Source organism: Rhodobacter sp. NTK016B (assembly GCF_017303295.1).
Lineage (GTDB): Bacteria > Pseudomonadota > Alphaproteobacteria > Rhodobacterales > Rhodobacteraceae > Pararhodobacter.
In genome coordinates this window covers 15,178-29,712 of the sequence record NZ_JAFKOK010000025.1, presented here as the reverse complement: position 1 = coordinate 29,712, position 14,535 = coordinate 15,178, and the positions used below count along the sequence as shown (strand labels likewise).

13 protein-coding genes are annotated in these 14,535 nt (G+C 66.3%); 9 read left to right on the top strand and 4 right to left on the bottom strand.

The features are described 5' to 3' along the window. Window positions 1-191: 191 nt before the first annotated feature. Window positions 192-869, bottom strand: coding sequence for a GntR family transcriptional regulator (locus JI664_RS22765; RefSeq protein ID WP_207016081.1), 678 nt, complete (start codon window positions 867-869; stop codon window positions 192-194). 237 nt (window positions 870-1,106) lie between these two features. On the opposite strand from JI664_RS22765, the gene JI664_RS22760 reads away from it, so the two are divergent. Together JI664_RS22760 and JI664_RS22755 are read left to right on the top strand one after the other, a co-directional pair. Beyond that, window positions 1,107-2,624: a malonate--CoA ligase gene (locus tag JI664_RS22760; RefSeq protein WP_207016080.1), complete on the top strand. Its 1,518-nt coding sequence runs from the start codon at window positions 1,107-1,109 to the stop codon at window positions 2,622-2,624. Window positions 2,625-2,667: 43 nt separating this feature from the next. Beyond that, on the top strand, window positions 2,668-4,173 hold the full coding sequence (locus tag JI664_RS22755) for an amidase (protein ID WP_207016079.1): 1,506 nt from the start codon (window positions 2,668-2,670) through the stop codon (window positions 4,171-4,173). A gap of 143 nt (window positions 4,174-4,316) precedes the next feature. On the opposite strand, the gene JI664_RS22750 is transcribed toward JI664_RS22755, so the two are convergent. The 3 genes from JI664_RS22750 to JI664_RS22740 are packed head-to-tail and all read right to left on the bottom strand — an operon-like array spanning window position 4,317 to window position 7,184. After that, complete coding sequence (locus JI664_RS22750; protein ID WP_207016078.1) at window positions 4,317-5,318, bottom strand: TRAP transporter substrate-binding protein; 1,002 nt, start codon at window positions 5,316-5,318, stop codon at window positions 4,317-4,319. Between the two features lie 2 nt (window positions 5,319-5,320). Next, on the bottom strand, window positions 5,321-5,887 hold the full coding sequence (locus JI664_RS22745; protein WP_207016077.1) for a TRAP transporter small permease: 567 nt from the start codon (window positions 5,885-5,887) through the stop codon (window positions 5,321-5,323). A 10-nt stretch (window positions 5,888-5,897) separates the two neighbouring features. Next, window positions 5,898-7,184 (bottom strand): TRAP transporter large permease, encoded by a 1,287-nt coding sequence (locus JI664_RS22740; RefSeq protein WP_207016076.1) that lies wholly within the window; start codon window positions 7,182-7,184, stop codon window positions 5,898-5,900. Between the two features lie 180 nt (window positions 7,185-7,364). On the opposite strand from JI664_RS22740, the gene JI664_RS22735 reads away from it, so the two are divergent. From JI664_RS22735 to JI664_RS22705, 7 genes are read left to right on the top strand one after another with little or no spacing between them, the layout of a single operon-like run. Beyond that, a complete protein-coding gene (locus JI664_RS22735; protein ID WP_207016075.1) occupies window positions 7,365-8,111 on the top strand; it encodes a TetR/AcrR family transcriptional regulator in 747 nt (248 codons plus the stop codon). 16 nt (window positions 8,112-8,127) lie between these two features. Next, window positions 8,128-8,472 (top strand): RidA family protein, encoded by a 345-nt coding sequence (locus tag JI664_RS22730; RefSeq protein ID WP_207016074.1) that lies wholly within the window; start codon window positions 8,128-8,130, stop codon window positions 8,470-8,472. A gap of 45 nt (window positions 8,473-8,517) precedes the next feature. Further along, window positions 8,518-9,759, top strand: a complete 1,242-nt coding sequence (locus tag JI664_RS22725) for an NAD(P)/FAD-dependent oxidoreductase (protein WP_207016073.1) — start codon at window positions 8,518-8,520, stop codon at window positions 9,757-9,759. A gap of 11 nt (window positions 9,760-9,770) precedes the next feature. Continuing rightward, on the top strand, window positions 9,771-11,072 hold the full coding sequence (locus JI664_RS22720; RefSeq protein WP_286174247.1) for an aspartate aminotransferase family protein: 1,302 nt from the start codon (window positions 9,771-9,773) through the stop codon (window positions 11,070-11,072). Then, window positions 11,069-12,580 (top strand): amidohydrolase family protein, encoded by a 1,512-nt coding sequence (locus JI664_RS22715; protein ID WP_349768759.1) that lies wholly within the window; start codon window positions 11,069-11,071, stop codon window positions 12,578-12,580. Before JI664_RS22720 ends, JI664_RS22715 begins: the two co-directional genes overlap by 4 nt. Further along, window positions 12,577-13,485: a CobW family GTP-binding protein gene (locus tag JI664_RS22710; protein WP_207016072.1), complete on the top strand. Its 909-nt coding sequence runs from the start codon at window positions 12,577-12,579 to the stop codon at window positions 13,483-13,485. Before JI664_RS22715 ends, JI664_RS22710 begins: the two co-directional genes overlap by 4 nt. Then, complete coding sequence (locus JI664_RS22705; RefSeq protein WP_207016071.1) at window positions 13,482-14,528, top strand: phosphotriesterase family protein; 1,047 nt, start codon at window positions 13,482-13,484, stop codon at window positions 14,526-14,528. The genes JI664_RS22710 and JI664_RS22705 overlap by 4 nt, the downstream gene beginning before the upstream one ends. Window positions 14,529-14,535: the final 7 nt, after the last annotated feature.

The window sequence follows — 14,535 nt, the reverse complement described above, 5'->3', positions numbered from 1 at the left end:
CCCGATGATCAGAACCCGGCTGTGTTTGCTTTCCTGCATGGCTTCCGTCATGGCGATCCTTCCCCACTGATGTCAGGCGCACAGTAAGGGGGTGCTGTTGTATATATCAATCGGGTATTTGTGGGTAACAGCCGGTGAGTGCCGGACCGTTCCGGGTTGCCATGCCGGTCGTGCCGCGACGGCGTTGCGGGTCAGTCCTCGCGCGGTTTGGCTGGCGCGGCCATCGCGCGCCATGCGCTCATCAGCCGGTGGAACTTTTCGCCCTGCACCGAGACATGGGCGCGCAACGCCGTAGCGGCTTGCTCCGGCTGCCCGGCTGCGATCGCGTCGATGACCTGACGATGTTCGGCGAGCGATTGCTTCAGACGCCCCGGTGCGCGCAGCTGGGTGCGGCGATAGGGGCGCAGCCGTTTTTGCAGCGCGCGGCATTGTTCGGCCAGAAAGCCATTGCCGCTTTCATCGTAGATCAGGCGGTGGAAGGTCTCGTTCGCCTCGTAATAGCGGTCGACGTCATCGGTTTCCGTCGCCGCCGCGCAGGCCTCGTTGGCGGCGCGCAGGGCCGCGATTTTCTCGGGCGTGATCCGGCTGCTGGCGAGTCGCGCGCAGAAGGCTTCGAGTTCGGCCATGACCTGAAACATCTCGTACAGATCCACCGGGCCCGGCTGGCGCACGAAGACGCCGCGATTGGCGTGCTGCTGGACCAGCCCGGTTGCCGAGAGGCGGCGCAGGGCCTCGCGGACCGGGGTGCGCGAGACGCCGAACAAGGCCGCGAGCCGCGTTTCGTCAAGGCGCTCGCCATCGATATAGCGCCCCTCGAAAATGGCGTCCTGCAGGGCGCTTTCGATGCGTTCGACGTGATCCCGAGCCATAACCTTGCCTAGCCAGCCGCCGAAAGCGGCGCAACGATGAAGATTGCATACAATATTGTTTGCATAAAGTGCAATTCTTGCTAGAGAGGCCGTGATCGCTGCTTGTCGCCTGTCAACGGTGCGGATTTCAGGCCGTGGGAGACGACACCGGCGCCGTCGCGGTGCCGGATGCGCGCGAGACGTCTCATCGGCCACCGGCGATCGGACCCAGGCGCCCGAGCCGGAAAGGAGAACACAATGACCAACCCGCTCTATGACAGCCTGTTCGCCCCGCATGAGGGAAGCGACCGGGCGTTTCTCTATCTACCCGATGGCGCCGAGATCGCGTATCGCGATTTCCTGACCCGCGCGGCGGCGATGGCCAGCGCGCTGGCAGATCTGGGTCTGAAGCCGGGCGACCGCGTCGCGGTACAGGTCGAGAAATCGCCCGAGGCTCTGATGCTCTACGCCGCCTGCGTGCGGGGCGGTTTTGTCTTCCTGCCGCTCAACACCGCCTATACCGGCGCGGAGCTGGAATATTTCGTCACCGATAGCGGCGCGGCGCTGACGGTCTGCGATCCGAAAGACGCGGCGGTGTTGACGCCGATCGCGGACAAGATCGGCGGCCGTGTGTTGACGCTCGATGCGGCGGGGAAGGGCCGTCTGACCGATCTGGCGCGCGACGTGACCGCGATCCGCCCGGTCGAAGAGCGCGCGGCAGAGGATCTGGCGGCGCTTTTGTACACCTCTGGCACGACGGGGCGGTCCAAGGGCGCGATGCTGCTTCAGTCGAACCTGATCTCGAACGCGCAGACGCTGGTCGATCTGTGGCGCTTCACGTCCCAAGATGTGCTGCTGCACGCGCTGCCGGTGTTCCACACCCACGGGCTGTTCGTGGCGACCAATGTGAGCCTGTCGGCGGGCGCGAGCATGGTGTTCTTCCCCAAACTCGATGTGCCGGCCTTGCTGGATCACATGCCGCGCGCGACTGCGCTCATGGGGGTGCCCACCTTCTACACGCGGCTGCTGGCCGATCCGCGGCTTGATCGCACGGTCACGGCGGGGATGCGGCTGTTCATCTCGGGCAGCGCGCCGCTTCTGGAGGAAACGCATCGCCAGTTCGAGGCGCGCACCGGCCACCGTATTCTCGAGCGCTACGGCATGACGGAAACCAACATGAACACCTCGAACCCCTATGAGGGCGACCGCCGCCCGGGGACTGTCGGGCTGCCGCTGCCCGGCATCGAGGTCAAGGTGACCGATCCGGCCACGGGCGCCGAGCTGCCGCAGGGCGAGGTCGGCATGATCGAGGTGCGCGGCCCGAACGTCTTCAGCGGCTATTGGAACATGCCCGAGAAGACCGCCGAAGAGCTGCGCGCGGACGGGTTTTTCATCACCGGCGATCTGGGGGCGATCAGCGAGGACGGTTATGTCTCGATCGTGGGGCGCGGCAAGGACCTGATCATTTCGGGCGGCTACAACATCTACCCCAAAGAGGTCGAGCTGGAGCTCGACGCGCAGCCCGGGGTGCTGGAAAGCGCGGTGGTGGGTGTGCCGCATCCGGATTTCGGCGAGACCGTGCTGGCCGTTCTGGTACCTGAAGCGGGCGCCACGCCGGATATCGACGCGATCCGCGCGGCGCTGGACAGCACGCTCGCGCGGTTCAAGCAGCCGCGCCACTACGTGGTGATCGACGCGCTGCCGCGCAACACGATGGGCAAGGTGCAAAAAGCCGCCTTGCGCGAGACCTATCGCGACATCGCGCGCGGTCAGTGACGAACAAGGGCGCCTCGTTCGGGGTGCAGATATGGAGCGACAGATGACCAGACCAGACGCCACCGATCCCGCGGATCTGTCGGCAGCCGGGGCCCGCCGGGCCATCGCCCGCAAGGCGCTGAGTGCCGAGGAACTGGCCGAGGCCTGCATCGCGCGGGTGGAATCGGTGGATCACGCGGTCAACGCGCTGGTGGCGCGCGATTTCGACGGGCTGCGCAAGGCGGCGCGCGCGGCGGATGACGCCCAGGCGCGCGGCGAAGCGCTGGGTCCGCTGCATGGCCTTCCCTTCGGCGTGAAGGACATGATCGACGTCAAGGGTTTGCCCACGACCTTCGGTTCTGAGCTGTTCGTGAACAATATCGCGACCAAGGACGACGCGATGGTCACCGCCATGCGTGGCGCGGGCGCGATCCCGATGGGCAAGACCAACAACCCGGAATGGAGCGCGGGCGGCAATACCCGCAACCGGGTCTATGGCGCGACGGCCAATCCCTATGACCTGACGCGCACCTGCGCCGGGTCCTCGGGCGGATCGGCGGCGGCTCTCGCCTGCGGGTATGCGCCGCTGGCCACGGGCTCGGATACCGGCGGGTCGCTGCGCAATCCGGCGGCCTATTGCGGTGTGGTGGGCTTTCGTCCCAGCCCCGGCGTGGTGCCGGGCAATACGCGCGGTGTCGGCCTTGTGCCGCTCTCGACCTCGGGGCCGATGGCGCGCAATGTCGAGGATGCGGGCCTGATGCTGTCGGTGCTGGCGCGTCCCGATGGCCGCGATCCCTATACCGCCGTGGTCGATGGCCGCACCGCCTGGGCGCCGTCGGATTTCACCGCGCTGCCGCCTGTTGATCTGTCCGCCCTGCGTATAGCCACGACCGAGGATTACGGCTTTGCGCCGACGGAATCGATTGTGCGCGACCATTTCCGCAAGGCTGTCGCGGCGCTTGCGCCCTTCATGGGCCGGGTCGAGGATGCCACGCCCGACTGCAGCAGAGCCGACCGCATCTTCGCGGTGCTGCGCGGGCTTCTGTTCGTTTCGACCCACGGGGCGCGCTACGACCAGCATCCCGACAAGGTGGGGCCGAATGTCCGCGACAACGTGATCGAAGGGCGGGGCTACGGCGCCGACGATTATGCCGCCGCCTTCACCGATCAGACGGCCTATTACCACCGCTGGCAGGACTGGTTCGCCGATTGGGACGTGATCCTGTCCCCGGCGGTGACGGTCAGCCCGCGCGACTGGCATGAGCTTTATCCCGCCGAGATCGACGGCAAGCCGACGCAGAGCTATTACCACTGGCTGGCGATGGCCTATGCCTCGACCCTTGCCGGGCATCCGTCGATCACGGTGCCCTGCGGCTATGACGCGAACGGGATGCCCTTCGGGTTGCAGATCGTCGGGCGCCGCTATGCCGACCGCGCGGTGCTGGCCGTGGCCGCCGAGATCGAAGCAATCGTCGCGTCGATCCCGGATCTGGCCCCGCGCGGGCCCGATCTGGCCGCCCTGCGCGCCGCGCCGCCGCTGTCCGAAGCGCCCGGTTTCCTGAGCTTCTGAGCGGATTACAACGCCACCTGACGCCCCCTCGGCCCGGCCGTGGGGGCGTTTTGCGTTGCCGTGGTGGCAGGATCGGACCGCAACCGCGCATGAAAAAGGGCGCCGGTAAACGGCGCCCTTCGAATTCTTGATCCGGCGAGGGATTACTCGGGGGTGTGGTCGGCGACCATGCCGCGCAGTTCCTCGATCCGGGCCGGGTCGACGTTGTCGAGCAGCTCGGCCATGTCGGCGGTGGCGTCACGGAAGGTGGCCAGTTCTTCGGCGCTCGGGCGGTAGACCGCGATCCCGGCTTCTTCGAGCGCCGTCATCGATTCTTCCTGCGAGGTTTCGACCCAGTCGAACACGTCCTGCAGCGCGGCGAGCGAGGCTTCTTCAACCTGCGCGCGCTGTTCGTCCGACAGGCCGTCCCACCACGCGGTCGAGGCCAGCGCGACGCGGGCCGAGATGATCACGCGCGCATCGGTGAAGTTGGTGAACAGGTCGGTCTGACCGAAGGCCAGCGGCACGACCGAGGCGTTGACATAGCCGTTGGCGATGCCGGTTTGCAGCGCGTTCGGCACTTCCGAGAACGGGATGACGACGCCGTCAGCGCCCATCATGCGGAACATTTCCAGCTGGTTGGCGTCCAGCGCGCGCATGCGCAGGCCTTCCATATCCGAGACCGAGCGGACTTCTTTCTGGTTGTTGAAGATGCCCAGCATGCCGCCCGTCGGCACGATGGCCAGAACGTGCATTCCTTCGGCTGCCAGTTGCTCGTTCACCGAGGCGAGATAGTCGCTTTCGGTAAAGAAATCGTAGACGTGGCGCGAATTGGTGAAGGTGTAGGGCAGCTGCATCACCCGCATTTCGGGCACGAACTGATAGGTCACGGCGTAGTTCGACATCGACATATCGAGGATACCGGCGCGGATCTGGTCGAGCCGCTCGTCTTCGCCGCCGATCGAGTCGCGCGGGAATTCCTCGGTGTCCCAGCCCATGTCGCGCAGATGCGAGAGCATGGTGTCGACATAGCGATAGCTGCCCTGCGTCTCACGATCCGGGGTCGAATCGAGCGCGATCGCAATCGACTGCGCATGAACGGCAGGGGCGGCAAAGGCAAAGGCCAGCGCCGCGGCGGCGGTCAGGGGGCGAAAGGAAAAGGTCATGGTCACTCCGTCGTATGAGATGAGAATTGAGTGGCGTAGTCGGTTTCGCGTGCGAGAACGCGCGGCGACACGAGGGCGCCAAGTCCCGCGAGGCCGTGGAAGAGTATCAAGATGAGGGCGACGGGCAGGGCCGAGGCCATCCAGGCCGTCGACACCTCGAGCCCCTCGGACGTGCGGCCGATCTGGCGCAGCACGAAGGGATAGGTGAACCACAGCACCGGCAGGAAGAAGAGCCACGACGCCACGAAGCGCGAGAAGGCCTGCGCCTTGAGCCGCCAGAGCACGTTCGACGGTGGGTGAACCATCGCCGGGTCGGCATGGGTGTGGAACGCGCAGGACGCGCCCAGCAGCCCGCCCCAGACCATGAGCCAGCGCGCCAGCTCCTCGGTCCAGAAGGGGGGCGACGAAAAGGCGTAGCGCGCGATCACTTGCAGCATCATCGTCGCCAGCATCGCCAGAAAGAACAGCCCCGCCGCGCGGCGCGCGAGCCAGTTGATCGCCTCGGACACGGCATAGACGCGCTCGGCGATACGGGCGAGGACAGAGTCGGAAGAAAACACGGATGCCATCGTCAGATCCTCAATTCACGAAGCCGGTGATGCGCGGCAGGAACAGGCTGATTTCCGGCACGAAGGTCAGCAGCAAAAGCACGCCGAACTGCACCAGCAGGAACGGCGCCGCCGCCCGGGCAATGGCCCAATAGGGCGTGCGCGACACCGCCGAGACGACCAGCAGGGCCGCGCCGAACGGCGGCGTCACGATGCCCAGCGTCAGGTTCACGATGATGACGATCCCCAGATGCACGGGGTCCGCACCCATCTCGATCCCGGTGGGCACCAGCAGCGGCACCAGCAGCGCCAGAGCCACCGGCACCTCAAGGAACATGCCCGCGATCAGGAACACGAAGTTCAGCAGCAGCAGGTATTTCCAGCCCTCGAAGCCCAGATTGATCAGTTGCTCGGCCAGCCGGGCCGGGATCTGTTCAAGCCCGGCCAGATAGCCGAAGATCGCCACCGCCGAGAGCAGGATGAAGATCGAGCCCGACAGGACCGCCGTGCGCTCGAGGCTTTCGATCAGCTTGCGGATCGACATCTGGCCATAGATCATGCCGGCGATGATCGCGCAGCATACGGCGACGCCCGCCGCTTCGGTGGGGGTCATGATGCCGAACACGATGCCCGACAGGATGATCACCGGAATGACCGTCGCGGGAAGCGCATAGATGAAGCGGCGCAGAATCTCGCGCGGCGGTACACGCTCGCCCGACGGGTGGTTGTAGCGATGCGCCATCCACGCATTGGCGGCAAACAGCGCGCCGGCCATCAGCAGGCCGGGCAGGATGCCCGCGATAAACAGCGCCGCGACCGAGGTATTCATCAGCGCGCCGTAGAAGATCATGATGATCGAGGGCGGGATGATCGGGCCGATGACCGACGACGCCGCCGTGATCGCCCCCGCATAGCTGGAGGTATAGCCCGCCTTGCGCATCGCCGGGACCAGCGTGTTCGACACCGACGCGGCATCGGCCATGGCCGAGCCCGAAATCCCCGCGAAGAAGACCGAGGTCAGGATGTTCACATGCCCCAGCCCGCCTTTGAGCCGCGCCATCAGCGCCATGGCGAGGTCGATCAGCGCCTTGGTCACGCCCGAGCGGTTCATGATCTCGCCCGCAAGGATGAACAGCGGCATCGACATGATCGAGAACAGGTCGATATGGGCGATGATCCGCTGCGGGGCCGCAGCAAGGAACCGCGCCCGGTCCGCCGCGAAGAACGACAGCACCGAGGCGGCCCCGATCAGATGCGCCAGCACCGCACCGCCCAGCAGCAGGGTGATTGACAAAAAGAGGATCGGTAGTGCGGCCATGGGCGCTCCCTGTCGTGTAGGATTGTCGGCGCTGGAATGATGGCCGTGGAAAAAAGTGGGCCGCGCCGTGTCGAGTTTTGTTGATCTTCCAATTGCACGGTGTTCTATAAGTGAATGGAACAGGCGCCCATTTGCAAGAAATTATTCGATTGTGCCCAAGAATTTTGCAGTGTGGTGGAGATGAGCGAAGAAACTGACCAAAAAAAGAACAAGAAGCTGCGCGGCCGCGCGGCGGCTGTGGGTCTGACCAAAGAGCGGATTGTCGATTTCGCCATCGCGCAGATCGACGAGAAGGGCCTGCACGCCTTCTCGATGCGCGAGCTGGCCCGCGCGCTGGGGGTCTCTCCGAACAACATCTACTGGCATGTCGGCGGCACGAAAGAGGATCTGTTCGGCGAAGTCGCCGCGCGCTTCACCGCCGAGGTGAGCCAGAGCCTGCCGCGCGACAAACCGTGGCAGGACCGCTTGCGCACGGTGTTCCAGTCCTATCGCGAAGCGGTCAGCGACCACGCCAATGTCGCGCCGCTGCTGGGGGCACAGCTGAAGTCGAACGGGGTCGCGAACCTTGCGCTGGTCGAGGCGGTGCTGACCGCGCTGCATGACGCCGGCTATCGCGGGCCGGGGATGCGCGACGCGTTCAACGCGCTGATCGGCGGGCTGTGCGGTTTCGTGACGATGGAATTCGCGCCCGCGCCCGATGAAAAGGCAAATGAATGGGAAGCCCTGTTCGCCGAGCGCGTCGCCGCCATCGACCCCGATCTGTTTCCCTATACCCATTCGGTGTTGCCCGAAGTCTCGAACCGGATTTTCGTCCTGCGCTGGGAAAACGGCAAACACGTCTCTTACGCCAGCGGGTTCGACTTTCTGCTCGACCTGCTGATCGAAGGCCTTTCGGCGCGCGCGCCGAACCAACCCGCAAAACCCTGACAAGAAGGATACGACCATGAGCTCTCTTCCCAAACTGCCGTTCTCCAAGACCCGCCGCATCGACAGCACGGTCTATCTGTCGGGCGAGCTTGGGTTCGATGCCGACGGCACCATCCCCGCCGGGATCGAGGCGCAGACGCGCAACTGTATGAACCGCATTCAGGCGACGCTGGAAACCGAGGGTCTGGGGCTGGCCAACGTGGTGTCGTGCACCTGCTACCTGACCGACACCGCCGATTTCGCCGCGTTCAACAAGGTCTATGGCCAGTTCTTCGCCGACCCGCTGCCGGTCCGTACGACCGTTCGGGCCGACCTGATGATCGACGCCAAGGTCGAGATCACCGTCATCGCCAAAGCCTGATCCGCCGCGCCGGGGGGAGCGGCGCGCAACCTGAAAGAGCACGACATGTCCGAAATACTGGTTCTCGGGGCCGGGATGGTGGGGGTCTCCACCGCGCTGGCATTGCAGGAACAGGGCCACGCGGTCACGCTGGCCGATCGCACCACGCCGGGGCGCGAGACGAGCTTCGGCAATGCGGGGGTCATTCAGGTCGAAGTCGCCGAACCCTACGCGATGCCGCGCGCGCCCGGCGAGCTGTTGCGCTACGCGCTCGGGCGCACGAACGATCTTGTCTGGTCGCCCTCGGGGATTGCCTCGATGGCGCCGGCGCTCTGGCGCTACTGGCGGGCCTCGGCGCCGTCGCGCCGCGCCGCGATCGGTGCGGTCTATTCGCAGCTGACCAAGCGCTCGACCCGCGATCACGCGCCGCTGATCGCGGCGTCGGGGACCGAGAACCTGATCACCCGCGACGGTCTGGCGCTGGTCTTCCGCAAGCCGGCCGAATTCGAAGCCGAGGCCGCCAATGCTTCGCGTCTGTCGACGTCCTATGGCATCGTCTCGCGCGTGCTCAGCGGCGACGAATGGCTGCGCGAAGAGCCCGCGCTGAAGGTCGCGCCGGCGGGTGTGGTTCATTATTCGGAAAGCTGGAGCGTCTCGGATCCCGGCGCGCTGACCGCCGCCTATGCCGATCTGTTCGAGCGGAACGGCGGGCGCATCGTGCAGGCGGATGCGAACACCCTGTCGGCCACGCCGAACGGCTGGCGCATCGACGGGCCGGACGGACCGGTCACGGCAGAGCAGGCCGTTCTGTGCCTCGGGCCCTGGACCGGGGTGGCGTTGCGGCGTTTCGGGCTGCGCGTGCCGATGGTGCTCAAGCGCGGCTATCATGCGCATTACAACGCGCCCCGCCGCCCGCGCCGCCCGTTTCTCGACGCCGATAACGGTGTCGTCTTCTCGCCCATGCGCGACGGGCTGCGCATGGCGACCGGCGCTGCGCTGGTGCCGCAGGATGCCCCCGCCGATCCAAGACAGCTCAGACGCGCCGAGCGGCAGGTGCAGGACCTGATCGAACTCGGCCCGCGCGTCGAGGCGCCGCAATGGTTCGGCACAAGACCCTGCCTGCCCGGAATGCTGCCGATGGTCGGCGCCGTGCCGGGGCAAACCGGATTGTGGGTCAATTTCGGACATGGCCATCAGGGGCTGACCCTTGGCCCGACCACCGCCGCCCTGCTGGCCGAGGCCATGGCGGGCGCAACCACTCCGCTTCACGACGCGCTGGCCCCCGCCGCGCAATTGAGCCGCACGTAAAGGACCGTCAGATGACACAGCCGCTTGCTACCCCGATGCAGAAAATTCCGGTCGATACCGCCCGTCTGGATGCCGCCTACACCGCCGCACGCGACGCCTATGTCGCGCGCAATCCGGGCAGCGCTGCCGCGCTGGAGCGCGCGCGCCGCGTCCTGCCGGGCGGCAACACCCGGACATCGCTGTGGTCCGAACCCTTCCCGCTCTGCATCGAAGGCGGCGAGGGCTGCCGCATCCGCGACGTGGACGGCCATGTCTATGTCGATCTGCTGGGGGAATTCACGGCGGGCATCTTCGGCCATTCGTCGCCGTTGCTGGCCAAGGCGCTGGCCGATGCGCATGCCCGGGGGATCAACCTGTCGTCGCATACGCCCTACGAGGTCGAGCTGGCCGAACGTCTCTGCGCCCGCTTCCCGTCGATGGACCGGGTGCGCTTTGCCAATTCGGGGACCGAGGCGAACCTGATGGCGGTGACGGCGGCGCGGCTCGTCACCGGGCGCGAGCGGGTCGTTGTCTTCAACGGCGGTTATCACGGTGGCTTCATGACCTTCGGCGGGGGCGGATCGCCGGTCAACGTGCCCTTCGAGTATGCCTGTCTGCCCTATAACGACATAGCCGCCGCCGAGGCCGAATTCGCGGCGCACGGTGAGCAGATCGCCTGCGTGCTGGTCGAGCCGATGCTGGGCGCGGGCGGCTGCATCCCCGGCGCGCCGGACTTTCTGAAAGCCCTGCGCCAGCTTGCCAGCGACCACGGCGCCTTCCTGATCTTCGACGAGGTGCAGACCGCGCGGATGAGCGTCGGCGGCGCGCAGGCCCGGCTGGGCATCACGCCGGACATGACCACGGTGGGCAAGTTCTTCGGCGGCGGGCTGGCCTTTGGCGCCTTCGGGGGCCGCGCCGATATCATGGATCACTTCGACCCGTCGCGCGCAGGCGCACTGCCCCATGCCGGCACGTTCAACAACAACAGCCTGACAATGGCTGCCGGGGTGACGGCGATCGACAGCTACCTGACGGCCGAGGCGCTCGACGCGCTTTTCGCGCGGGGCGAGGCGCTGCGCGGCCGCCTGACGGATCTGTTCGCCGCGCGGGGGCTTCCCTTCCGCGTCAGCGGTATGGGCGCGATCATGAATATCCATCCCGACAGCGGCGTCTCGGCCGAGGTGGATCGCAAACTGCTGGCACTCTTGCACCTGACGCTGCAGGAGCGCGGCTATTACTTCGCCGCGCGCGGCCTCATGGCGCTGTCCTTCGCGGTCGGCGAGGACGAGCTGTCGGGCTTCCTTGGGGCGCTGGAACAGGGGATCGGCCTGTGACGACGCTCGGCTTCGACTGTGTTCTGCGCGGCGGGCGCGTGATGGACCCCGAAACCGGTTTCGACCGGGTGACGGATGTCGGTCTGACGGAAGGCAAGATCGCGGCCATCGGCGATGACCTCGCCCCGGGCGCTGTCGAGCTACAGGCCGAGGGGCTGATCGTTGCGCCGGGTTTCGTCGACATCCACGCGCATGGCCAGTCGCTTGCCGCCGACCGGATGCAGGCCTTCGACGGCGTGACCACCGCGCTGGAACTCGAAGTCGGCGCGCTGCCGGTCGACAGCTGGTACGCCGCGCAGGCGGGGCGTCGGCGGGTGTGCAATTACGGCACCTCGGCGGCGTGGCTGTTTGCCCGGCAACAGGTGAAGATCGGTCTGACGCCAGATGCCAGCGTGTCGTCCATGATCGGCATGGGGCAGGGGGCAGAGGATCGGCGCTGGTCGGTTGATGCCGCCAGCGACGACGAGGCGTTGCGCATCGTCGGCCAGTTGCGCAAGGGGCTGGAACAGGGCGCCATCGGCATCGGCATTCCCAACGGCTATGCCCCCGGCGCGGGGATCAAGGAACTGACGCTGGTCTGCGACCTTGCCGCCGAGGCGGGCAGCGTGACCTTCACCCATATCGCCAACGCGTCGAATATCGACCCGGAAAGCTCGGTTGAAAGCTATGTGCAGATCATCGGGCTGGCCGGCGCCACGGGCGCGCATATGCATGTGTGCCACCTGAATTCGACATCGCTTCTGGACGTGGAACGCTCGGCTCAGGTCCTGAAACGCGCGCAGGATCAGGGCCTGCCGATCACGGTCGAGGCCTATCCCTATGGCACCGGGTCCACGGTCGTCAGCGCCGGGTTCCTGCAACAGCCCGATTTCACCGGGCGCACCGGCTCGACCTATGACCGGGTCGAGCTGTTGCGCACGGGCGAGCGTTTCGCCGATGCGGGTTCGGTGCGCGAAGCCGCCGAGCGCGACTCGGGCGATATCATCTTGTGGCATTTCCTCGACACCGAGAACGATGCGGGCCACCAGAGGTTGCTCGATGTTTCGGTGCTTTACCCTGGCGGCGCCATCGCCTCGGACGCTTTGCCCTGGGTGATGCCCGATGGCAGCCTTTACGAGGGCGAGGCATGGCCGCTGCCGGAAAGCGCGGTTTCCCATCCGCGCTCGTCAGGGACGTTCACCCGGTTCATCGGCGATTACGTGCGCGAGCGCGGCAAGATCGACCTGATGGCGGGGCTGGCGAAATGCACGATCATCCCGACGCAGGTGATCGAGGCTTCGGCCCCCGACATGGCCCGCAAGGGCCGGTTGCAAGAGGGCTGCGACGCGGATCTGGTCGTCTTCGATCTGGCCAGCCTGCGCGACTGCGCCACGTTCCGCGACATGAACCGCCCCGCGCAGGGGATGCGGCACGTTCTGGTCAACGGCGTGCCGGTCATCCGCGACGGCGCATTGGATGAGAGCGCCGCGCCGGGCCGGGCGATCCGGGGCAAGGGCCTGTTGGCATGACGGCGCCCGTTCCGGTCATCGTCGTCACCGGCTTTCTGGGCGCGGGGAAGACCACGTTCATCAACCGTCTTCTCGACAGCGGTCAGCGGCGGATCGCGGCCATCGTCAACGATTTCGGCGCGATCAACATCGATGTCGAGATGATCGAGGGCAAGGTGGACTCGGTGATCGGTCTGGACAATGGCTGCATCTGCTGCAGCCTTCAGGGCGATCTGCTGCGCGCGCTCAAACAGGTTCTGGCGCATGAACCCGAAGCCATCGTGATCGAGGCCTCGGGCGTGTCCGACCCGCGCGGGATCGTGCAGACGCTGGCGGACCCGGTCCTTTGGGCGGATCTGCGGCTGGATTGCACGATCTGCATCATCGACGTGGATGACATCACGCAGACGCCCGAACGCATCGACGATCCGATCTGGCGCGCGCAGGTGCAGGGCTCGGATTTCGCGTTTCTGACCAAGTCGGAGGCTGCCGATCTTTCGACCTTGCTGCGGGTGGGGTCGGAATTCCGCGTGCGCACCTTTGACGCGCGCGAACCGCTGCCGATGGATGTGCTGTTCACTGGGGCGGGGGGAACGGCGCCGCTGGCCCCGGGGGGCGCCGTGCTGGACGCGTCTCGCTTTGCGTCGCTGGACTGGGAAAGCGACGCGCCGCTGCCCTTCAACGGGTTCCAGCGGCTGATGGAGGAACTGGCGCCCAGCCTCTACCGCGCAAAAGGGTTCGTGTCGCTGATCGAACGGCCCGGAGCACCGCTTTTGTTCCAGATGGTCGGACGGCGCGCCACGTTCGAGACCGCCTCTGCGCGGGCCTCGGGCTGTCGGCTGGTGCTGATCGGCGAGCGTGCGACATTCGATACCGAGAAGGCCCGCGCCCGGCTCGCGGCTTTGGCAGAAGGAAACGAGCAATGAGCGACAGACACGGCAAGGTTCAGACGGTCACCGGGCTGATCGATCCGGGCGCGCTGGGCGCCACGCTGATGCACGAACATCTGTTCATCGACCTCAACCCGCCCGCCTTTCGCGGCGACACCCTGCCCGAGGGCGTTACCGACGATCCGCTGGATCTGTGCAACTGCTTTCGCGCGCGATACGGGCAGGGGCATTTCACCGATAATTACCGCATCGACGATTTCGCCGTGGTCCGCGACGAGGTGCAGGAAATGGCCCGCGCGGGCGGCGGGGCGGTTGTCGATCTGACCGTCGGCGGGCTGGGGCCGCGTCCGCTGCTGCTGCGCCGGATGGCCGAGGAAACCGGTGTGCCCATCGTCATGGGCGCGGGGCATTATGTCGAGGAATACCAGCTGGCCGAAACCGCCGAGATGAGTGTGGATCAGCTGGTGGCCCAGATCACCGATCAGGTTCTGGTCGGCGCGTGGGGCACGGACGTGAAGGCCGGGATCATCGGCGAGATCGGCTGTCAGTCGCCTTGGACCGAGCGCGAAAAGAAGGTGATGGAGGCCGCGATTGCCGCGCAGGCCGCAACCGGGGCCGCGCTGAACGTCCATCCGGGGCGCGAGGCCGATCAGCCGCAGGAAGTGGCGGATTTCGTCGCCGCGCGCGGCGGGCCGATGGATCGGCTGATCCTGAGCCATATCGACCGGACGATCTTTGACGAGGACACGCTTTTCAAGCTGGCCGATACCGGCGCGGTGATCGAATACGACCTGTTCGGCTGGGAGACGAGCTATTACTGGCCCAATCCCGATATCGACCTGCCCAATGACGCGACCCGCATCCAGTGGCTGCGCAAGCTGGTCGAGCGCGGGCATATCGACCAGATCCTCATCAGCCACGATGTCTGCACCAAGGGGCGGCTGGAACGCTTCGGGGGGCATGGGTTCCAGCATATCTTCGCCAATGTCGTGCCGCTGATGCTGCGGCGCGGGTTCGATCAGGATCAGGTGGACCACATCCTGATCGCAAACCCCGCGCGGCTGCTGGCGCTTCGCTGAGAGGCGG

Coding starts and splice junctions, on each gene's coding strand:
- JI664_RS22765 (WP_207016081.1), bottom strand. CDS start 869: ATGGCTCGGGATCACGTCGAACGCATCGAAAGCGCCCTGCAGGACGCC.
- JI664_RS22760 (WP_207016080.1), top strand. CDS start 1,107: ATGACCAACCCGCTCTATGACAGCCTGTTCGCCCCGCATGAGGGAAGC.
- JI664_RS22755 (WP_207016079.1), top strand. CDS start 2,668: ATGACCAGACCAGACGCCACCGATCCCGCGGATCTGTCGGCAGCCGGG.
- JI664_RS22750 (WP_207016078.1), bottom strand. CDS start 5,318: ATGACCTTTTCCTTTCGCCCCCTGACCGCCGCCGCGGCGCTGGCCTTT.
- JI664_RS22745 (WP_207016077.1), bottom strand. CDS start 5,887: ATGGCATCCGTGTTTTCTTCCGACTCTGTCCTCGCCCGTATCGCCGAG.
- JI664_RS22740 (WP_207016076.1), bottom strand. CDS start 7,184: ATGGCCGCACTACCGATCCTCTTTTTGTCAATCACCCTGCTGCTGGGC.
- JI664_RS22735 (WP_207016075.1), top strand. CDS start 7,365: ATGAGCGAAGAAACTGACCAAAAAAAGAACAAGAAGCTGCGCGGCCGC.
- JI664_RS22730 (WP_207016074.1), top strand. CDS start 8,128: ATGAGCTCTCTTCCCAAACTGCCGTTCTCCAAGACCCGCCGCATCGAC.
- JI664_RS22725 (WP_207016073.1), top strand. CDS start 8,518: ATGTCCGAAATACTGGTTCTCGGGGCCGGGATGGTGGGGGTCTCCACC.
- JI664_RS22720 (WP_286174247.1), top strand. CDS start 9,771: ATGACACAGCCGCTTGCTACCCCGATGCAGAAAATTCCGGTCGATACC.
- JI664_RS22710 (WP_207016072.1), top strand. CDS start 12,577: ATGACGGCGCCCGTTCCGGTCATCGTCGTCACCGGCTTTCTGGGCGCG.
- JI664_RS22705 (WP_207016071.1), top strand. CDS start 13,482: ATGAGCGACAGACACGGCAAGGTTCAGACGGTCACCGGGCTGATCGAT.